The organism is Leucobacter sp. gxy201 (assembly GCF_051043335.1).
In the GTDB taxonomy this organism is placed as follows: domain Bacteria; phylum Actinomycetota; class Actinomycetes; order Actinomycetales; family Microbacteriaceae; genus Leucobacter.
Window position 1 is genome coordinate 73154 of sequence record NZ_JAMXWS010000002.1, and the last position, 19963, is coordinate 93116.

At 68.3% G+C, this 19963-nt stretch carries 12 protein-coding genes; 4 read left to right on the top strand and 8 right to left on the bottom strand.

Translation table 11 applies throughout. From position 1 onward, the window contains the following. Positions 1-32: 32 nt before the first annotated feature. The gene (locus tag NHL51_RS03270; RefSeq protein ID WP_434141745.1) at positions 33-1436 is read right to left on the bottom strand and encodes a DUF5719 family protein; all 1404 of its coding nucleotides are present in this window, start codon (positions 1434-1436) and stop codon (positions 33-35) included. After that, on the bottom strand, positions 1433-4552 hold the full coding sequence (locus tag NHL51_RS03275) for a glycosyltransferase (RefSeq protein WP_434141746.1): 3120 nt from the start codon (positions 4550-4552) through the stop codon (positions 1433-1435). The genes NHL51_RS03270 and NHL51_RS03275 overlap by 4 nt, the downstream gene beginning before the upstream one ends. Before the next feature lie 238 nt (positions 4553-4790). On the opposite strand from NHL51_RS03275, the gene NHL51_RS03280 reads away from it, so the two are divergent. Beyond that, a complete protein-coding gene (locus NHL51_RS03280; RefSeq protein ID WP_434141747.1) occupies positions 4791-6386 on the top strand; it encodes a helix-turn-helix transcriptional regulator in 1596 nt (531 codons plus the stop codon). A 56-nt stretch (positions 6387-6442) separates the two neighbouring features. Here the strand turns inward: NHL51_RS03280 and NHL51_RS03285 are convergent, their stop codons facing one another. The 3 genes from NHL51_RS03285 to NHL51_RS03295 all read right to left on the bottom strand — a co-directional run bounded on the left by NHL51_RS03285 (position 6443) and on the right by NHL51_RS03295 (position 11620). Then, positions 6443-7369: a class C sortase gene (locus NHL51_RS03285; protein WP_434141748.1), complete on the bottom strand. Its 927-nt coding sequence runs from the start codon at positions 7367-7369 to the stop codon at positions 6443-6445. Positions 7370-7463: 94 nt separating this feature from the next. Continuing rightward, the gene (locus NHL51_RS03290; RefSeq protein ID WP_434141749.1) at positions 7464-9017 is read right to left on the bottom strand and encodes a SpaH/EbpB family LPXTG-anchored major pilin; all 1554 of its coding nucleotides are present in this window, start codon (positions 9015-9017) and stop codon (positions 7464-7466) included. 56 nt (positions 9018-9073) lie between these two features. Continuing rightward, the gene (locus NHL51_RS03295) at positions 9074-11620 is read right to left on the bottom strand and encodes a SpaA isopeptide-forming pilin-related protein (RefSeq protein ID WP_434141750.1); all 2547 of its coding nucleotides are present in this window, start codon (positions 11618-11620) and stop codon (positions 9074-9076) included. 875 nt (positions 11621-12495) lie between these two features. On the opposite strand from NHL51_RS03295, the gene NHL51_RS03300 reads away from it, so the two are divergent. Continuing rightward, positions 12496-14616: a response regulator transcription factor gene (locus NHL51_RS03300; RefSeq protein WP_434141751.1), complete on the top strand. Its 2121-nt coding sequence runs from the start codon at positions 12496-12498 to the stop codon at positions 14614-14616. A gap of 398 nt (positions 14617-15014) precedes the next feature. Here NHL51_RS03300 and NHL51_RS03305 read toward each other — a convergent pair whose 3' ends face one another. Continuing rightward, positions 15015-15311, bottom strand: a complete 297-nt coding sequence (locus tag NHL51_RS03305) for a WhiB family transcriptional regulator (RefSeq protein ID WP_434142181.1) — start codon at positions 15309-15311, stop codon at positions 15015-15017. Positions 15312-15589: 278 nt separating this feature from the next. Continuing rightward, on the bottom strand, positions 15590-16900 hold the full coding sequence (gene manA, locus NHL51_RS03310) for a mannose-6-phosphate isomerase, class I (RefSeq protein ID WP_434142182.1): 1311 nt from the start codon (positions 16898-16900) through the stop codon (positions 15590-15592). 44 nt (positions 16901-16944) lie between these two features. On the opposite strand from manA, the gene NHL51_RS03315 reads away from it, so the two are divergent. Then, positions 16945-18360 (top strand): O-antigen ligase family protein, encoded by a 1416-nt coding sequence (locus tag NHL51_RS03315; protein ID WP_434141752.1) that lies wholly within the window; start codon positions 16945-16947, stop codon positions 18358-18360. Next, the gene (locus tag NHL51_RS03320) at positions 18357-18722 is read left to right on the top strand and encodes a hypothetical protein (protein WP_434141753.1); all 366 of its coding nucleotides are present in this window, start codon (positions 18357-18359) and stop codon (positions 18720-18722) included. The genes NHL51_RS03315 and NHL51_RS03320 overlap by 4 nt, the downstream gene beginning before the upstream one ends. A gap of 32 nt (positions 18723-18754) precedes the next feature. On the opposite strand, the gene NHL51_RS03325 is transcribed toward NHL51_RS03320, so the two are convergent. Further along, positions 18755-19882 carry a Fic family protein gene (locus NHL51_RS03325; RefSeq protein WP_434141754.1) on the bottom strand — a complete coding sequence of 376 codons (1128 nt, stop codon included), beginning with the start codon at positions 19880-19882 and terminating at the stop codon, positions 18755-18757. Positions 19883-19963: the final 81 nt, after the last annotated feature.

A 19963-nucleotide genomic window follows, 5' to 3' on the forward strand; every position in this document is an offset into this window, starting at 1 on the left:
CAGTCTACTCGGGCGACCGCTGCCGCCCCGTGCTAGCGGGTGTAGACCGTGAGGGCCCCGTCGCGCTCGGCGGGCGCGAGGATCGGGTAGCCGTCGATGTCGCCGCCGGCGGTGTACCGGACGCCGGCGTGCACCGGCCTCGTGCTGGTGAGCGTGCCTCCGGCCGACGCGTCGACGGCGACAGCCGCCCCTGCCGCGACCTTCACGGTGCGCGTCTTGCCCGCGGCGGGCGCGAGCTCGACCTCGGCGTCTGCGTCGCCGGGGTTCGCGATGACGAGCTCGCCGCCGTCGACGACCGGCGCGGCGACCGTCGTGTCGGCCGCGATCACCGGGGCCGGCGCGAACCAGCCGAAGTCGTGATGGTCATCGGAGGTCGCGTGGCCGAGCGCACCGCCGACCACCGGCAAGTCCGATTCGACGACGATGGCGTCGACCTCGGCGGGCCACCGCGGCACGACGAACTCGGCTACGGCATCACTGACGACCGACAGCGAGCCCAGGTCGATACGATCGCCCTTCTTCGTCAGGCCGAGAATGCGCGCCTCGCCGACATCGCCCTCTTCACCGAGCGGGTTGAGCAAGCGCACATGCACGCCGAGCTCGCTCTCTTCGCCGACGTCGTTCGGGCCGTGATCGTGACCGTCATCGATGTGGGTGACGCCCGGGATGACGAGCGTGTTCGACGCTTCGATCTGGCGGGTCACCGTCGAGACGCCGAACGGGTCGAGGCCGACGATGCGGCCGATGCCGAGCGTCGCGGTGACCGGCGCACCGGTACTGACCACGTGCACGGCGAGGCTCGCTCGCTCGGGCGCGTAGCCGTTGATCGACACGATCTGCTCGGCGTGCGGCTGCACGAGCACCGCCTTGGTGCCGGCCGCTTCGACGCGCCCGTTCTCGTCGAAGAGCTCGATCTGCACGGTCGCGGGCACGTTGCCCGCGTTGCCGATGCTGAGGGTCGTCGAGACGCCCTCGCTCGTGTCGCCGCCGATCAGCCACTGCTCGTTCGTCGGCGTCGCGCACGCGCTCGCCACGGCTCCGACGGCGGTCTCGGTCGAGACGGCTTGCACCTGCGCTGCGCCGATCGCGGCACCGGCGGGAGCGGTGATCGCGGCCGGGGGCGCGTCGCCGCCTTCGCCTCGGGCGAGCGCCTCGACGGCGTCGGGCTCCCCTGAGATGACGGTCTCGGGCGCGCCGGTCGGAATCGCGGCCTCGGGACGGCTCGGGTCTGCGCCGAGCACGGAGTATGCACCCGCGCACACGAGCGTTTGCGTGCTGTTCTGGGTGGTGTCGACCGTCACCGACGGCGGGGTCTGATCGAATGCAGGGATCGACGACCCCTGCAGCACGAGCAGCGATGCGGCCGCGGCCGCGATGACCACGAGCCCGGCCGCAGCGCGGCCCGTGCCGCGCAGCACCTTCGAACCCTCGCTCATCGTGCACCGCCCTTCTCATCCGCGTCGGAGTCGGTGGCCGGTTCGGCCTCCGTTTCGGTCGCCGTGGGCGGTTCGGCCCCAGCCTCTGGCGCGGCCTCTGGCACGGGCTCGGCTTCGAGTTCGGTGCCGGCATCGACGTCGGGTTCGGAGCCGACGACGGTCTCGGGCTCGGTACCGGGCTCGGCAACGATCTCGGGCTCCACCGCGGCATCGACGCCGACCGCAGCACCGACCGTATCGGCACCGGCAGCACCCGCCGTGCCGGCTGCACCGGCACCGGCCTGCTCGGCCTTCGGCGCCTTCTTCGGCCGCGCCGCACGCACCGAGCGGGGGGCACGGGCCGGCCGCTTGCGCCGCTCGGGCCGCTCGACGACCTCGCCGGTCGGCAGCGCGAGCAGCAGCAGGCCGATCAGTACGACGAGCTGCACGGTCCAGATGGTCTTGCCGGTGAACGAGGTGCCGCTGAGCTTCACCCGATCGTCGCCGAGGGCTTCGTCTCCCGAGCCCGAATCGAGGATGCGCCAGAGCAGCCCCTGATGGGTGACGCCCGCGCTCGTCAGCGACGCGTGCTGGTCGAAGACGCGCTGCAGGTCGGCCCGTTCCGCCTCGTCGCCGCCGGCGCGCAGCAGTACGAAACCGATGCGCTCTGCGCGCAGGCGATCGCTCAGATCGGGGCCGCCGGTGCTCGCGAGGCCGCCGACGATCTCCGCGACGGCTTCATCGGCCGCGGTGGTCTCGGGGGTCTGAGACGCGGTGCGCACCTGGTCGAGGCGGCTGCCGGTGCCGATCACGTTCTGCACGCGCACGGCGTGGGGGCCTTCTGCGGTGACGACGAGGGTGCGCACCCCGGGGTCGTTCTCGCCCGCGGCCTGCACGAGCGCGGGCATCTGCGAGGTGCCCGGGATGAGCGGGGTCTGCGCGGTCGCGAGCTGCACGAAGAGCGGACCGACCGCGATGAGCGCGGTGAGCAGCCCGACCGAGACGACGGGAATGCCTGCGCGGCCGATGGCGCCGGCGCCGACCGCGCCGAGGCTGAGCACGGCGAGCCAGTACACGGCCAGGCCAGAGCCGGCCCAGAGCGCGACCGTTTCACTGCCCTGCATGCCGAGGTGCAGCTGGGCCGAGGCGAGGGCCGTGATCATGCCGAGGCCGCCGAGCAGCGAGCTGAGCACGGTGATCGCGACGCGGCCGGTGAAGAGGCCGAGCAGCGCGAGCAGCGCGATGGGCAGCATGAGCACGCCGACGAGCAGCGTCGCCGGCAGGGCGCCGAGACTGCCCAGGTCATCGAAGATGCGCGCCCAGCCTTCGAGCCCGAACTCGGGAAATCCGAGCAGCATATGCCAGGTGCTGCCGGGCTCGTACGCGTTGGTGAGGCCCGGGTCCATGAGGATGTCGAGGGGGCGCCCGGCGAGCAGCGAAGCGACGATCTTCGGCGCGAAGAGCACGGCTGACGCGAGGGCGGTCGTGAGTACCCGGGCGATGCCGCGCAGCGTCGTGAAGATGCCGACGATGAGCAGCAGCAGGGCCGCCGGCATGAGTACGGGGGCGCAGGCGAGCGCGATCGCGGCGAGCAGCGACGCGGTGCCCGCCCAGCTCCACGACTCGCGGCAGCGAGTGGCGGCGACGAGCAGCCACGGCAGCACGATCGTCAGGATGAGGGTCGGCAGGCGGCCGCTCGAGATCGAGTCGAGCAGCATCGGGCTGACGGCGAAACCGACGCCGACGAGCGCACGGCCCGCCTTCGATTCGGTGATCTGCGCGGCCCAGATCCAGCCGCCGAGCGCGGTGAGCGGAATCGCGGTGATGAGCAGCAGTACGACGGCGTGCGACGGGTTCCAGAAAGTGAGTGACCCGAGCAGGGCGAGCACCCAGGTGAAGGGGTCGGCGGGCACCCCGTCGATCGGGCGGGTGTTGCGCCAGAGCTCGCCGATGGGGCTGAGCGGCGCGATGCCGCCGCCCACGAGGCTCGTGTGCGCGAAGGCCCACCAGGTGCAGGCGACCGCGGCCACGATCGCGAAGACGAGCACGGCGAGACCGCCGGTCGAGATGAAGTGGAGCTCGTGGCGCTGCCGGCCGCTGTTCGCGAGAATCGCCTCGCGGTCGATCATGCGCGCTGTGCGCACGGTCTTGGGGTCGATGCGCAGCGGTCGGATCGCCGCCCACCCGGCCGAGGAGCCGCGTCTGATGCGGCGCCTCGAAGCGATGATGCGGTGCGGGCGGAAGAACACGGTGAAGGCGGCAGCGAGTTCGCCGACCATGTAGCCGGGCTGCTCGCGGATCAGCGCCCACAGCAGGCGCAGCACCCCGTGCACTGGGAGCCCCAGCCAGGCGAGGAACGCGAAGAAGGCGGGGGCGTAGGCGATGCGCCGGTGCAGCTGCGCGGTGCGCGCCTGCCGATGCGAGGTGCGCATGATCGATCGTTTGCGGTCGACGTGCGGCCCGCCGACGCCGCTGCGGGCGAAGCGCACGCGCGAGGCCGGGGCGACCTCGACGCGATGGCCGCCGAGGCGGGCGCGCACGCAGAAGTCGAGGCCGTCGTCGTAGACGGGGTAGGCGGGGTCGAAGCCGCCGAGCTGCTGCCAGACGTCGAGGCGGGCGAGCATGCCGACGGGGCCGACGCCGAGCACATCCTGCAGGTGGTCGTACTGCTGCTGGTCGAGCTCCTGGCGGCGCAGCAGCCAGCGCGAGCCGTAGCGGGTGAGGCTCTCGCCGAGTTCGACGATGCGCTCCGGGCGGTCCCAGTCGACGAGCTTCGGCCCGGCGACCGCGACCGAGGGCGAGCGCTGCACGCTGCTCACGATGTGAGCGAGTGCGTCGGGTTCGGGGCACGAATCCTCGGTGAGCAGCCACACCCATTCTTCGTCGAGCGCACCCGTCACGGTGACGGCGTCGACCGCGAACTGCACGGCGCGGCCGAACGGCAGCCGGTTCGGCAGGTCGATGACGTTCGCGGCTCCGCTCTCCATCAGCTGCGCGCCGACCCGCGTGCTCCCGCCATTGTTGATCGCAATGATCGTGTCGGGGGCGTGCGATTGCGCGGCGATGCCTGCAATGGTCTCGTCGAGCCAGGCGCCGCCCCTCTGGGCGACGAGAACGGCTGTTACTCTCGTGCGCATATCGCGCCCAGTCTATGCGCGGAAGGTGCGACCGGACTGGAGCCATGCCCGGCAAGCCGCCAATGCGGCCTCCGGAGCGCGTATCCCGGGGCCGATCGCGGCCGTGTCGGGTGCATCACCGGCCGACGTGATGACGCACCGGGCTCGCGGTGAGCGATCGAGCGGCTACGATGGGGCCTGTCGCGTCGATGGGCGTCGAGAGCACAGTGCGTACGTCACGCATGGAAGGGTCACAGAAGTGGGCGATCTCCCTCGGGCGCTGAAGGCCGTCGGCTCGGCCGCCGCGTTGCCGGTCGCGCCGCTCACTGCGGCGCGGATCTGGGCATTCGCCGACGGCGATGCCATCGTTGCGGCGAGCGTCGCCCGGGCGCTCACCGCGGCCCAACTCCGCGCCGGTGCCGCCCTTCCCGACCCGCTGCCCCTGGGCGGCGATGCACGACCCGCGGAACTCGCGGCGCTGAACGGGGCGGAACGGAGACTGCTGCTCATCGCCGCACTGTCTGCCACGGGTCTCATCTCGGAGATACTCGATGCGGCCGCCGTCGAATCCGATGTGCTGTTCTTCGGGGCCCCGCGAGACATCCTCACGGTCGAGAGCGGCCGGGCCGAATTCAACAGTTCGAGGACGCGCACGCTCGTCATCGAGGCAGCGGGTCCGCTCGAGCGTCGATCGGCGCACGAAGCACTCGCCCGCGCCGCCCAGAGCAGAGACGATCGGGCGACGACCACCTGGCACTACGCGCACGCCGATCGCCTCGTCAACGACCGTTCGATCCGCGCCGCGATCGCTTCCGCCGGAGAGTATCTCACGCGCGGCGAGAACGACAGGGCGCAGGCGCTCGCGCTCCTCGCGGCACGCGGCGCCTCGCCCGAGCTCAGCGCCTCCGCGTCCGCTACCGCCGGGCTCGCCGCCTTCTGGGCCGGCCTGTTGGAGGAGGCCGCGGAGCACCTCGAGCGGGCATCCGACTGGATGGCGCTCGCGGGCCGTGCCCCGTTCAGGACATCGGCAGCTGAGATCGACGCGGCGCTTTTCGCCTGTCGGAGCCTCACCGCAGGCCCCGCCGGAGAGATCTTCACACGCGAAGAGGCGGCTCGGATCTTCGACGCGATGCGCCGGGCAGCGCGCAATCCGATCGATCGCGACGCGATCACGCAGCTCGCCGCAGTCGCCGATGCCGTCTACCACAGCCCGTATGAGGCCGATCAGTTGCAGGCCCGACTCTTCCTGTCGTACGGACACCCCGGCCCGACGCGCGGGCCCGGTCTCGGCGCGCACGCCGAAGCCCATGTCGTGATGATGCAGGTCGCGTTCCAGTCCCAGGGCGGAGACCGGGCCAGAGCCGCGCGGCTCCTCCGCAGGTCCGCAGCACGCCTGCCTCTCGCGCACGCCGCTGCCGGCGTCGTCTCCAGCTACGTTCGGCTCCTCGAGTCATTCGATTCCGGGCTGGATGAATCGATTGCGGATGCGTACGACGCGATCCGCGTTACCGCACCCCTGAGCTACGACGGCGATGGCGCTTCGATCGGCCACGGCCCGGATGTCGGCCGGCGTGCGTCGGCCGCCGCCGCGCTCCACGCTTCGGCCGCGGGCTCCGGAAGCGGCATCGCCGCTCGCAGTCCCGTCAACCTTTCCCCGCGCCAACGCGAAGTGCTGCGGCTGATCGTGCAGGGCCATCGGAACAAGGAGATCGCGGAACTGTTGAGCATCTCGCCGCGCACGGTCGAAGTGCACGTCGCTCAGTTGCTGCGCAAGCACGAGGTACAGAGCCGCGCGTCGCTCATCGCACTCATCAGCGGGCTCGGCATGCGGCGGAGCAGCACTACGGTGGCATAGCCGCTCCCGCAGCGGAAGGCGGGGCCCGGCAAGCCGTGCACCGCGCCGCAGCTTCCTTAGCTCGCGGCGCGACGCACTCGCGCGTCACTCACTCCGCCCCTCCAGACGTACCCGGCCGCAGCGGTCACAGAGGCGGCGAAGCCGAGCGCCCACCAGGGGAAGCCCGGAATCTCGGATGCGGCGCCCGCTGCGTCGAGGTCCTGCTGCGGCGTAGGGGTGATCCTCTCCCCGGTCACGAGAATGCGATGCGAGTTGATGCCAAGCGGCGTGCACGTGATGAGGGTGACGAGATCACGATCGGATTCTGCACGCAACGAGTCGGTATCCTCCGGCTGGACGACTTTCGTCTCCCGCACTCGGTAAGTCAGCACTTCGCCGAACGTTTCAATCGTGAATGTGTCGCCGACCTCCACACGATCGAGATTCGTGAACATGGTTGCGTTTGCCAGTCCACGGTGAGCGGTGATCACCGCATGAGTGCTGGGGCCGCCGACCGGTAGATGCGAACCTTCGAGGTGCCCGGCGCCCCGGAGGAGTGTCTCGTCGCTCGTTCCATGGTAGATCGGCAGGTCCACTCCGATATTCGGGATCTTGATCCGAGCCATGAGTCCGCTCGGGTTTGCAGTGAGAATGCTCCGGTAGTCGAAGCGGTCGTCGCCGAGTGAGCCGGAGCCCGCAGGTACGTTGGCATTCGCGCGCAGTTCGACGCCCGCGGTGAGAGCCGCATTGTATGCACGCGCCTGCTGCAGCTGCTCCTCGGCGCCGGGATTCGCGTCGTCGACCAGCGCTCCGATGCTGTCGATGATGCGGGACTGGTTGACGGATGTGAGCCAGGCCGCAGTACTCGGATACAGCAGGACACCCGACCCGCCGATGATGAGGGCCGCGATGAGCCACGTCAGCAGGCCCGGCTTCCACGCACGGGTGTCAGCCGCGCCAGGGGCTGTTTCCGCAGTCGCGGTGTCAGCGCGTGTTCCAGTCATTCAGACGCCCCTCTCAGCATTTCGCGAGCACGCAGGAGGCCGTGGCGACGAGGAGCTCCTGCTCGTTCGCCGCCACGGCCGAACCGTGCGCGGGTTACAGCTGTGCTGCGCGGCGACGACGGGCCAGCACGAGGCCGGTCGCGATCGCGATCAAGGCTGCACCGCCGAGAACCATCAGGGTCTGGCCCGCTGCGCCGGTGAGGGGCAGCTCGGGCACGTCCTGCTTGGTGTTCGGCACGTCGACGTCGAAGGCCGTCGGGGTGGTCTGACCGGTCTTCACGGTCACCGCTGTCTTCGCGGCGTCTCCGGTCGGCAGCGTGTAGCCGGCGGGCGCCGCGGTCTCGACGATGACGTAGCAGCGCTGAGTCGCGCCCTTCGGCTCGTTCTCGGAGTCGCTGACGAACAGACCGTCGATGATGACCTTGCCGTCAGTGCCAGTGGTGAAGCTGTCCTCGCCGTTCACCGAGATGGCGGCACCGGTGGTCACCTTCGAAGTGCACGGGGTACCTTCGGCGACATAGGCGGGGTCTGCCGAGTAGACCTGGAAGGTCGCGCCCGAAAGGTTCTTATCGTTCGCTGCGTCGGATTTCTGGATGATCACGTCGCCCCAGTGGCTCTCGACCTCGTTCGAGGGGATGCCCGGGTTCGGGGTCGTGTCGCTATCGGCCTCCGGGTCGTTCACGAAGAGGGTCGCCTCGTTGGGAATAATGCCATCGCCGAGCTCGATGACCGTACCGGCGAACACGGTGACGACCTGCTTGCCGCCCTGGGTCTCGAGCCAGTCGAGGCCCGCCTGGTTGAACACCACGCGGATATCCTGAGCGTCAGTCGCGTTGACCTTGATGTCGTAGAAGGATGCGTCGACATCGTCGCCGTCGACGGTCACCGACTTCACCGACACCGGCGACAGCCGGTCGTCGAGACGGTCCCGCACGATGTAGCCGGTGAGCTCGTCGCCCTCCGCCAGTTTCGGGATATCGGTGGTCACCGGGAAGGTGATTTCCGAACCGAGGCCCAGACCGTCGGCGGGCTGGCTGTCGATCGTCTTGGTGATGCCTGCGACGGTGTTCTTCGGGTATGCATGGACTGCGTACAGCCATTCGTCCTCGTACGGCATGGGCACCGACACGACGAACGGCGCCGCCTTCTTGACGATGTTCACGGGATCGCCCGCGACGGTCGCGCCGGAGGTGTCGGACTCGCACACGACGTACGCCTTGCGCACGACTCCGGTGTCGTAGACGGCGCTTCCGTCGGCCGCCGTCGTGACGGTCGTCGCCAGTGCCCCGAGCGAGTAGTCACTCGGCTGGGCGACGTCGCAGGCGGCGGTGAGCTGCACGTCGGCGAGCCCCTCCCAGTCGTCGAACTGGGTGAGGTCGATGGGCTGGCCATTGTAGTTCAGCTCGTAGATCTCGAACTCGACGCCTGCGACGGCCGCGCCGCTGACCGAACCCGAACCGTCGGGTGCGGCCGGGGCCGAGCTGTTCTCGAGGTGCTTGTGGATAGTGACGGAGCCCGGCGTGGTCGTGTCGATATTGCCGGGCGCGGCCTGGGCCGCAGTGGCGCCGAAGAGGCCGATGGCACCGATTGCCAGGGCTCCGACGGCAGCCGCCAGACGGTACGACCGTCGAGTGGTTGAGGTGGTCATGTTGTTCCTTTCGTTTTCACAACACAGTTGGAGGTCTGTGATCCAGTCCGCCGGCGTCAGAGTTCGGACGCCGCCGAGATGAGCGAGCGTGCTCGCCGTGCACGGAAGAGGGCGAATGCGCAGAGGAGGCCGAGCAGGGCGCCGCCGCCGATCAGGAAGCCGTCCGCGCCCATCCCGCCGGTGAGCGGGATCTGGAGCGGTGGTCTCGGTGCGTTCTCGTATGAGCCGAGGTCGACGGCGACCCCGAGCGCGCCGCTACTGCCGATGCTGAAGGGGTGCTCCGTGGCATCCAGCAGGTACCCGGCGGGCGCCTCCGTCTCGACGAGCACGTAGTCGCCCCACACGAGATTCACGACTTCGAAGCGACCGGATCGCGGATCCTTGTCGGGACCGCTGCAGTCGGCTGCGGAGGCGGCAATGCAGTCGCTGATGTCCAGCCCCTGCGAACCGTCGCCCGCAGGGCCGTTGACCCGCCACTTCGAGCCGGCGAGTCGCTCGCCGTCGCCGTCGATCTTCTCCCAGACCGCCGAGCCGAGAATCGGGTTCTCGGTGCAGTTCGGATCGTCCGGTTCGCATTCCTCGGGAGGAGTTGTTCCGCTCTCGCCGAGGAAGTTCTGCAGCACGTAGTCGCCCGAGGAGTCCGCCAGACGGTCGGGGAAGTTCGCCTTCACCCGCACTTCGAAGGACACCGTGCGGATCTGGTTCGACGGCACCATGCCAGTGACCCGGATGGTCTGCGCGGTCGCATCGAAGTTCGCTTGCACCCCTGGAACATACGGCCCGGTCTGCCCGGCAGGCACCGTCTCGCTGTCGCCGTAGCGGAAGTTGCCGAGCCATTCGGCGTCATCGAGCACCCCCGCCAGGTGGTCGAGTTGATCGACTGCGTAGTCGCCCGTGCTCGAGGCACGGAAATGCAGCGTGTACTTCACCGTTTGGCCCGGCTCAGCGAACTCTCCGCTCTCGTTCACGATGCTCGGGCTCATGGGCGCCAGATCGACGGTCTTCCACGCGCTGCCGCAATCGGTCGAGTACTGCAGCGCCACGAAGCCGTCTGCGCCGTTGCGCTCGCTGAGCGCCTTCGGGCCGAGGCCGGAATCGATGCCGCGGACCGCGCCGATCATGCCGTTGCCGGTCTGGATGCCGCCGGGTGAGACAAAGCTCGCCCCGCCGCCGCCGCCGGCGCCGGTGACTCCGCGGTTCGCGCTGATGCTCAGCCCGTAGCTGACCGTCGACGCACCGCCGCCGCCGCCGAAGTATCCACCGCCCCCACCGCCGCCGGAGTCGGGGTTGCCGGTGGTGCGGCGCAGCCCTTGCGGGTCCGAACCGCGGAAGAAGATCTGGTCGTCGCCACCGTTGCCCCCGATTCTGCCCACGGCATCGAAGCCATGGAGCAGCGAGTTGCGCTGGTTGCGCAGATACTGGCTGTTCGTCGGATAGGTGGTCCATCCGTTGGTCGGAATCACGACGTCGGAGTTTCCGTCGATGCGATGCAAGCCGCCGATGCCCGGACCGGCGGCCTGGCCGCCTTGCCCGCCGCCGGGAACGAAGCCCGGGTTCGGCTCGATGTACGGGTTGGTCCAGTAGATGATCCGGTTCCCTTGTCCGGAGTTCGCCAGATTCTCATTGATGTTTCCGACGTTGCTGTAGTTGGTGTGGCTCTGGTACCACTGGCTGTCCGCACCATTCGAACCGTCGAGCCCCGGGGTGACTCCGGGCCCGGTCGGCTGGCCGCCGTCTCCGCCGATACCGATGAGCGTCGAGTGCCCGCCGCCGTTGCCGCCGCCACCGCCGACCATGACGAGTTCCTCCCCGGCGATACTCACGAGCGAGGAGCCGCCGCCGCCGGCACCGACGTGGCGGATGTTGCCCCACCAGGCTCCGGGCATGCTGCCGCCGAAGCCACCGTCCGGGGCACCGCCTGCAGCGCGCGCACGCGAGGAGTTCTGCGTGTTTTGATTGTTGTTGATATTCATCGTCGAGAAGCCGGCGATGTCTGTGGCGAAGGCCGCGTCAGTGTAGGCCTGTCCGAGATATCGGCCGCCCTGCCCGACGTGCCCAGTGACCGGCATGCCCGGCCGCACGGGATAGGTCGCGGTCGCAGCTGCGCCCGATCCGTTCTTGTAGTTTCCCGCGCCCGCATTGGTCGTATCGTTCACGTTGCCCCCCGCGCCCGCGAGGGTCGTGATCGTGACCGCGCACACCTGACCCGTGTACCCGGGTATCGTCTCGGGCACGACCGTCGAGAACTCACCGGGTGTCGTTCGAGTGAAGTGCGCCCCCGCGGGAGGAGCCGTGACGGTACCGAGCGCCAGAGGCTCGATGGCTGTCGGCGCCGAGAGCTCCTGTGCCGACGGGCCGAGCGGTTCCGGCGCCGACTCGACGGCACCTTCGCTGCCGTCCGGCAGCGCTGCTCCTTCGCTGCTGCCGTCCGGTTCGTCCTGTCCCTCGGGAGATTCATCGGGAGACTCGGTGTTCGACGCCCCGCCCTCGAGGGTCTGCTCGCCCTCGGCGGGCGTATCCGCGTCGGGGGAAGCCGGACTTTCCGCGACCTCCGTGATGCCTTCGGGAGCCTCCGACTGTGCACGCGCCTGCGACGTGTCCACCCATGGAAATGCCCCGACAACCAGCGTCGACGCGATCGCGACTGCGGCGACTCTCGAGAATACTGTTCTGGCTCTCACCACAGTGCACCTTTCCTCCGGGTCGCTCGAACGCGGCGCCAGAATTCATGGGCCGTTTCTGCGAATAGAACCGCAGGCCGGCATCGGTGCAAATCTAGATAGCGTCCGTCGAATCGGGGCTCTCGGTGCGGCGAAATAGTGCAGAGCACTAGTGGTTTCGCGGATGGTTCACTGAGATCTGAGTTTCCAATGCCATAGTTCGAACCCAAGAAATGCATTGGTACACGAGATCAATTGCGCCACACATTGCTAAGTAGAGCAGGGTTGTCAACTAATATCGGTCGGTCAGGGGGGAACCGGTCGTGCTGATGATCTGTTCAGGGGGAGGACGGTGAACTCTGTTGAGCACTTTTGGGGTACCTCGACATCGTTTCGACATGCTCGACAGAGGGGCGATCCTGCATCGCGTCGAGCGCACGTCACCCGCGCTTCTCGTCCTGGAGGGCGGGCTCGGCACGGGCAAGACCGCCCTCGCCTCGGCGGTCGCCCGGCGAAGTATCGATAGCGGCGATTCATCGATCTGGCTCGAGTTCGAAGCCGGCGAGACGGGAGCTCAGTCGTTCTGGTCCAGAGTGCATTGCGCATTTCGCGGCGACGAAGCGCAGGATGCTGCACCCGCGATCGACGCCCCCCTCGCCTGGGAAGCAGCACCGGCAGACTTCCGAAGCATCCGGAACGAGCTCGGCGCCGCGGCAGGCGACCACTGCCTCGTCCTCGATGAGCTGCATCTCGTCTACGACGACGAGGTCGGCAACAGCCTCATCTCGTTCCTCGAGACGTTCACGCACTGGAAGGCGGTGGTAACGACACAGGTCGAGTTGCCGGGGCTCTCAGGTATCGACGCTCGAGTACGGGTTCCGGTTCTGCATCTGACCAGCGATGATCTCGCATTCACCGAGGATGAGATCGCCGCCCTGATCTCGGTCCGCACGCAGGCCGATAGCCCCGACCGCACACCGCTCTCATCGGCGCAGGTCTATCACGCCACGAAAGGCTGGCCGCTGGCTGCGCACGCCTACATCGAGGAATGGCGGGCAGGGTCGACCCCGGATGCCCTCGAGCGGGGAAGCGAATGGATCCGCAGTTTCATCACTCGTTCAGTTGCGACATGGGACGACCATGTTCGATCGGTCGTCGGCGCGCTCGCGCTCGTCATCGCGGCGCCGACCAGTGTGCTTGCACGTATGCTCAACCAGCCGGAGGAGTCGATCGCACAGGCTTTGTCATCCGCGGCATTCCCCTATCTGACCTACCGCATGGATGCGCAGGGGGTTCGCTGGTACCGTTTTCCTGAAGCCGTACGGCGAGAACTTCTCCGCGACGTCGAGGCTCGGACTCCTCCGGACGACCTCCGCAGCCGCTACCGTCGAGCCGCCCTCGCCCTCGCCCCTTTCGATCGTCTCGAGGCGCTTCGCGCGGCGATTCGCGGCGAGGCATGGGACGCACTCAGCGAACTGCTCTTGACAGGGCCGATATCCGATCTCGTCGGAGAACCGGAGGACCATCCGCGGAGCATGCTGCTCCGACGCATCCCGCTCGAGGTGCGCAAGAAATATCCTGTGATCTACGCCTACGCGGCGTTTCAGGCCTACGCATATCCCGACGGGCAGTTCGAAGAGATCCTGCAGGAGTTGCGTATGCTCTCGGGCCCGTGGCTCGCCGAAGCTTCGAGACGTCCCGGCCTGCCCGGCCTGTACACCGCCATGCTCCGCATGATCGCCGCACGTCTCTGCGGCGACGAAGCGCTCGGGCGGGCAGCCGCGAAACGCACCTCGCAGTCGCTCTCCGACCTCAGCGAGCAAGAATCCGAACTGATCAGCACGAAGATTCCGAACATCTATCTGCAGCAGGCGATCACCTACTTGCATGGGCACCATTTCGCCGACGCAGAGGATGCCCTCGGTCAGATGCAGGCGTTCGAGAGCCGCTCCCGGCCGATCGAGCAGGCGCATCGCATCTCCCTGCAAGCTCTGATACTCGCAGTGCGCGGTCAGATCCCCGACTCTCGACGACACCTCGAACTCGCTGACTCGCTGATATTGCCGGTGGGCTGGAGGACATCGTATGCGGGTTCGGGTTTCCGCATCGCCACAGCGCTCTGCTCTTTGGAAAGCGACGACACCGACTCAGCGGAACATCAGATGCGCGAGATGCGTCGGCATTGGCTGAAGATCGAGTACTGGCCGTACCTCGTGATGATCAGCGCATTGCTGGAGGAACGGCACCACGACGCTTCCACCGCCCTCGACTATCTGAATCAGGAGCTCGAATTTCGGAGTTCCCGCTTTCCGGCTGCTCCGTCGCTGCAGGCCGAGCTCGACGGACTCCGCGGACGACTCGAGTACATCTCCGGAAAGCATGGGCAGCTCAGTCCTGCACGACGCGCCTCCAGCTTGGCCGACCTGTACGCGCTCATCGGGCGGAATGAACGCAATCGGAGCCGAGCGCTCGTGAGCCGGCTGCTGAGCCTCCCCGGATACCTCCACCACCCGCGTCGGCATGTCGAGCTGCTCCTCCTGCAGGCGCATCTCGCGCATCTCGACGGTGACGCGGACCTCGCCGGCAACGCGACGAAACTCGCCTATCGTCGGGCTTCGTCGAACGAACTGGCGCTGCCGTACCGAACGCTTACTTCCGAAGCACTCGCGCAGCTCACGGTGTATCAGCCGCTGCTCGACCCCTCGGACGGCGCTGCCGGGTCCGCGGCTCAACGTACGCCCCTCTCAGAAGCGGAGATGCGTGCATTGGCCGCAGTGGCCCGGCACGGCAGCACTCCCCGGGCTGCCGAGTCGTTGTTCCTGAGCCGTCACACCGTCCGTAACCAGCTGACCACTGCATACCGGAAACTCGGTGCCCACAGCTTCGACGATGCACTCCGCATCGCGCGCGAGGGGCGTCTGCTCAGCGGATACGAATGACCGCTCCCGGAGGCGAATGATGCACAGCACTAAAACTGGCCGCGAAAGGAATGCGGACGTACGGATCAGCGGATGATGGATGAGATTCCCCACAGATGGAATCCACCAGCACGATTCTTCATCAGTAGAGATCGCGCACAGGTGAACGGGTCGACTCCGACGCTGCTCCCCCTGCAGCGGACGGCCCGTCTGGCCGGGCCCCTTCCTCCCCCAGTTGACGGTTCCCCCACCGCCACGTCCGAAGGCGCCCGGCCTCACCATTGGGCGGGACCGACTCAGCAGGTTCGACGCGCGTAGCCGCTGTGACGACTTCAGGAAGCAGCCGACGGGAAGCGCGCTGCGAGTTCCGGCGAGGCTCACCTTACGGCTTCCTGCACAGCCGGGGCCCGACCGCGTGGTCAGCCGGCTTCGCGGCGCAGCTTGCGGCGCTCGCGCTCGGAGAGCCCGCCCCAGATACCGAAGCGCTCATCGTTCTCGAGCGCGTACTCGAGGCACTGCGAACGCACTTCGCAGCTTTCGCAGATGCGCTTCGCTTCGCGGGTCGAGCCGCCTTTCTCGGGGAAGAAGGCTTCGGGGTCGGTCTGGGCGCAGAGCGCATCGCCCTGCCATGAGAGGGCCTCGTCTTCGGGCCGCATCGCGGGCATGCCCAGATTGACGGGATCGACGAACCAGTTGCTCGGCACTGCACTCGGCATCGAGGAGGGTGACGGGTGTTCCACGTTCTCTGTTCTCCTCTCGAGCGAAAAACAACGGCAACTGCGCGATGTCTCAGACAATTACACCGTTGTCATTCGTTCAAGTCAAGCCGGCTGAGTGTAAACCCTCAATGGGTGCTTGAGGTTCCATGACACGCTGGCGTGTCTGAAATGTTCTGCGCCTCCCATTTGCGAGGGGCGAATAGCCCGACCGGTCGTCCGGTGAGCCGGCCGACGAAGCCCTGCATTACGACCGTCCGACGAGTCGCTGCGATACCCTACTCCGCGACGATGCCGACGGTCGCGAGGAAGACCTCGCCCTCGCCAGTGAGTCTGATCGAGGAGCCCGCCGATATATACAACGACTGGCCGCGCCGCACGCTCGCGACTTCGGCGAATTCCGCCTCGAGCCGTTCGACGCGCACGCGCCCCGACGTCGCGATGAGCACGAGCGGGTACTCCGCGTCGAGCACCACCTCCTCCGCGCTGCCCGGCAGGGTGCGGCCGGGCCGGGTCGCCTCGATGTCGAAGAGGCGCGCGCGCACGAGCCGGAAGTCGGGGATGGCGGGCTGCCAGGCGCATACCCCTCGGGCGACGGCCGTGCCCGAGAACCGGGGCTCGACGAGTTCGCCGAGGTCGAGGATGCGGCGCAGTTCGGCGATGTCGACGTGCTTCCCGGTGAAGCCGGCGCGCAGCACGTTGTCGGATGCCGCCATTACTTCGACGCCGACGCCGCCGAGGTATGCGTGCAGCTGCCGCGCACCGAGGTAGACGGCCTCGCCGGGCTGCAGCAGCACGAGGTGCAGCAGCAGCGAGATGATGAGGGCCGGGTCGCCCGGGTAGGTGCATGCCAGGGATCGCAGCGCGTCGAGCCGCTCGGCGCCGGGCGCTGGGGCCTCGTGCGCGCGCTCCTGACCGTCGGCCTCCCCGTCGCCCGCCGCGTCGGCGCCGACGACGGCTTCGATCGCGGCGAGCGCCGCCTGCACCCGCGGGTCGTCGCCGAACGCCCAGTCCATGCAGGCGTCCCGCGCCGCCTCCGCGCCGACCCCGTGCAGCAGCGACACCGCGTGCGCCAGCCCGGCCGCACCCGCCTCATCGCCGAGCGCCCTCGCACGGTATTCGAGGCCGCGCAGGTCGTCGCGCACCTCCGAGATCGGGCGGAAGCCGCTGAGCGCGCTGAGCGGAGTGAGGGCGACGAGCAGCTCGGGCTTGTGGTTCGGATCGCCGTAGTTGCGACCGCTGGCATCGCGCGGCACCCCTGCCGCTTCTTCGCGCGCGAAACCCTCGCGCGCCTGCTCGATGTCGGGGTGCACCTGCAGCGACAGCGGCGCCTCGATCGCGAGCACTTTCAGCAGGAAGGGGAGCGGCCCGCCGCGCACGCCGTACAGCTCGGGGTCGCTGTCGACCAGGTCGATGAGGGTGTGCGGGTCGTGCGTCGCCTTCGCGACACTCGCGGGACTGCCGGGATGCGTGCCGAGCCAGAGCTCGGCCTGCGGTTCTCCCGTCGGCTGCTCGCCGAGCAGTTCGGGAATCGCGTTGCGCGAACCCCACGCGTAGGTGCGCGGGGTGTTCTTGATGAAGATGAGCATGGTCTCCACTTCGTCAGCATGCGCGATGCTCTACCATACCGACTATGGCGGAGAGCAAGACCCGATTGGGCATTAGTGCGTATGCGATCTGTGTCTTCATCTTCACTCTCGGCAGCAATGGCGTGCGCAATCTCTTCGGCTGGCCCGCGTTCCTGATCCTCTCCCTCGCCATCACCGGCGGCGCGGTCGTCCTATTCATCCATGTGAAGCCCGAGAAGTTTCGCTGGTACCGCCTGCCGTCGCCGCTGTTCTGGTTTCTCGGGCTGGCGGTGCTCTCGGTCTTCTGGTCGCAGTACCGCTTCGAGAGCGTGCTCGGCGTCATCGCGCAGCTCGCCACCACGCTCATCGCGGTGGTGCTCGCCTTCGTACTGACCTGGCACGAGGTGCTGCGCACCCTCGGCACGGCGCTGCGCTACCTCATCGGCCTCTCGTTCGTGCTCGAGCTGTGGGTCGCGCTCGTCGTGCAGCACCCGCTGCTGCCGTGGTGGATGGCGGAGCCCGCGGGGTCCGAGAAGACGCCGATGCTGCTCTTCTGGAGCCGCGACCTGCTCTTCGCGGGCGGCCCGATCCAGGGCGTCGTGGCGAGCTCCGTGCTCTTCGGCTTCATCGGTCTGCTCGGCCTCATCGTCTTCGGCATCCAGCTGCGCGCGGGCCTCGTGAGCCGGCTGAACGGCTGGTTCTGGGTCGCGCTGTCGGTGCTCACGCTGGCGCTCACCCGCGGAGCGACCGTGACGGTCGCGCTCGTCGCCGTCATCGCCGGCCTCGCGATCGCGCTCTGGGGGCGCCGGCTCGGGCCCGAGCGGCGCGTGCCGCTCTACATCGTCTCGGCGGTGCTCGCGGCGGGCGTCGCGGCCGCCGCGCTCTTCGCCCGCGAGTTCACCTTCGGGCTGCTCGGCAAGAGCGGCACCCTCACCGGCCGCCTCGAGACCTGGCAGAAGGTCGCCGAGCTCGCCGACCAGCGCCCCTGGTTCGGCTGGGGCTGGGTGAGCTACTGGGCGCCCTGGGTCGAACCGTTCAAGTCGCTCGACACGAAGGGCGGCATCCAGGTGATGAGCGCCCACAATGCGTGGATCGACGTCTGGCTGCAACTCGGCATCATCGGCGTGCTCGCGTTCGCCCCGCTCGTGGTGCTCACGCTGTGGCGCACCTGGTTCCGCGCCGTCGACCCGCCCCGCCGTGGCTACGGCCCGCCCCTGCCGTACGCGACGAGCGCCCTGTGGCCGTGGCTCGTGATGATCGCGCTGGTCGTGCAGTCGCTCACCGAGAGCCGCATCCTCATCGAGGGCGGCTGGATGCTGCTCGTGCTGCTCGCCGTGAAATCACGGGTCGACTTCCAGCTGCCGTCGCTCGACGCCGAACCCAGACGCGAGCCGTGGCGGCGGGTGCCGATCCCTCGCGAGAACGCCGTGACAGCCGCAGCGGCCCCGGCGGCCCGGGCCCGGAAGCCGCGCGACTCATGATCGCCGTCACCTCGGAGCGTCTCGAGCATCTGCGCATGTTCGCGAAGCTCGAGCGCGACACCATTCTCGAGCACATGATGCGCGATGGGCGCGACCCCGCCGAGGCCGTGGCCGAGGTGCCGGGCGTCGACGAGTTCGTCGTCACCGCGCTGCGCGACGAGATGCTCGAGGATCGCGGTCGTATGGCGGAGTACTCGATGACCCGCCTCGCCGCCCGCGGCTCCGGGCCCGACGCGGCGGAGCACCGCCGCAATGCCGACCGGGCGGAGTTCGCACTGCTGCGCGAGATCGCCGAGCAGGTGCCCGAGCTCACGGCCGCCGTGTGGCGCTTGTCGGGGTCGCTCGACGTCGACGACGAGTAGGCGGGCCGGTCGCCGCGTCGCCTGCCACGCAGCTATCCGGCTTCGGAGCCCATCCGCTTCCGAATGCGGCGGTCGAGCTCGTCGAGTTCGGCGAGCAGTTCTGACGCGACCCACACTCGGTCACGTTTCCGGCCCGTTATTTCACGCAGAATCCCGACGGTTTCCATTGCGGAGATCGCCGCGTTCCGAGCCGGGTCAGACGCGCCGACTACCTGCTCGATCGCCTCTGCCGACATCACCGGATGATCGATGAATGCTTCGAGCAGCGCACTACCGGTCGACCCCGCGCGCGGGTGGTACTCGGAACGCCATTCTTGCTGTATCTCGGCCGTGCGCGCGATCGCCCCCCGCGCTTCTTCCGCCGCTATTCGCGCCGACACTGAGAACAGGTGAATGATCGGGCCGGGGTCGCCGACACGATAAGCAGTGAGTGCGTCGAAATAGTCTTCGCGTCGAGCGAGCAAACCGCTGGCGAGCGGAACGATGACGTTCTCAGTCACTCCGCGGCGCCGCATCGAAGCGCTGACCAGTGCACGACCGATCCGTCCATTGCCGTCGGTGAATGCGTGTATGGATTCGAACTGCGCATGCGCGATCGCCGCTTGTACGATCACCGGCACATCATCGCGGTTGAGATAAGCGACCAGATCATCGAACAGCTCGCCCAATCGTTCAGGCCGGGGCGGGACATGCAGCGCCCCCCGCGGCGAATGGTCGCTGCCACCGACCCAGTTCTGCATATCGCGCACTCGACCCGCGTACTCGGCTTCATAGGGGTCGTCCTCCATCAGGTGGCGGTGGGCGGCCAGAATCATGTCCGAGCTGAACCTCCCGGCCGCGCCGACCTCTTCGATGAGCCCGACCATCGCACGGCTCGCAGCCACCATGCTCGTCGCACTCGAGTTGCCGCGACTTCCTGCCAGCGCTCGCGCGAAGTCCTCGGCGCTCGCGCTGATGCGTTCGATCTTCGACGACGCGACGGACTCGCTGCGGATCATGAAACGGGACAGGGCTGCGCTGTGCCCATCCGCTGTCGCATCGGCTTCCGCTCGGGCCGCTGCGATCAAGGCGCGCTCGCTCTCGACCTGCGTCAGAAGCGAAGGGAGATAATCGAGTTCAGCGATGACGGGCGGGATGCTGACCTCGACGCTGCGCAGCATGCGGTCCTCGCGCGTACCGCCGCGAGCTTTCTGCTGCCAGGGCAGAACTTCCGCACCGTGCGGGGGCCACACCCCGGCAGT

Bases quoted from the DNA above. Each gene is read 5' to 3' on its own strand.
- NHL51_RS03270 (WP_434141745.1), bottom strand. From the start codon at position 1,436: ATGAGCGAGGGTTCGAAGGTGCTGCGCGGCACGGGCCGCGCTGCGGCC.
- NHL51_RS03275 (WP_434141746.1), bottom strand. From the start codon at position 4,552: ATGCGCACGAGAGTAACAGCCGTTCTCGTCGCCCAGAGGGGCGGCGCC.
- NHL51_RS03285 (WP_434141748.1), bottom strand. From the start codon at position 7,369: ATGACTGGAACACGCGCTGACACCGCGACTGCGGAAACAGCCCCTGGC.
- NHL51_RS03290 (WP_434141749.1), bottom strand. From the start codon at position 9,017: ATGACCACCTCAACCACTCGACGGTCGTACCGTCTGGCGGCTGCCGTC.
- NHL51_RS03305 (WP_434142181.1), bottom strand. From the start codon at position 15,311: ATGCCGAGTGCAGTGCCGAGCAACTGGTTCGTCGATCCCGTCAATCTG.
- manA (WP_434142182.1), bottom strand. From the start codon at position 16,900: ATGCTCATCTTCATCAAGAACACCCCGCGCACCTACGCGTGGGGTTCG.
- NHL51_RS03315 (WP_434141752.1), top strand. From the start codon at position 16,945: ATGGCGGAGAGCAAGACCCGATTGGGCATTAGTGCGTATGCGATCTGT.
- NHL51_RS03320 (WP_434141753.1), top strand. From the start codon at position 18,357: ATGATCGCCGTCACCTCGGAGCGTCTCGAGCATCTGCGCATGTTCGCG.
- NHL51_RS03325 (WP_434141754.1), bottom strand. From the start codon at position 19,882: ATGCTGCGCAGCGTCGAGGTCAGCATCCCGCCCGTCATCGCTGAACTC.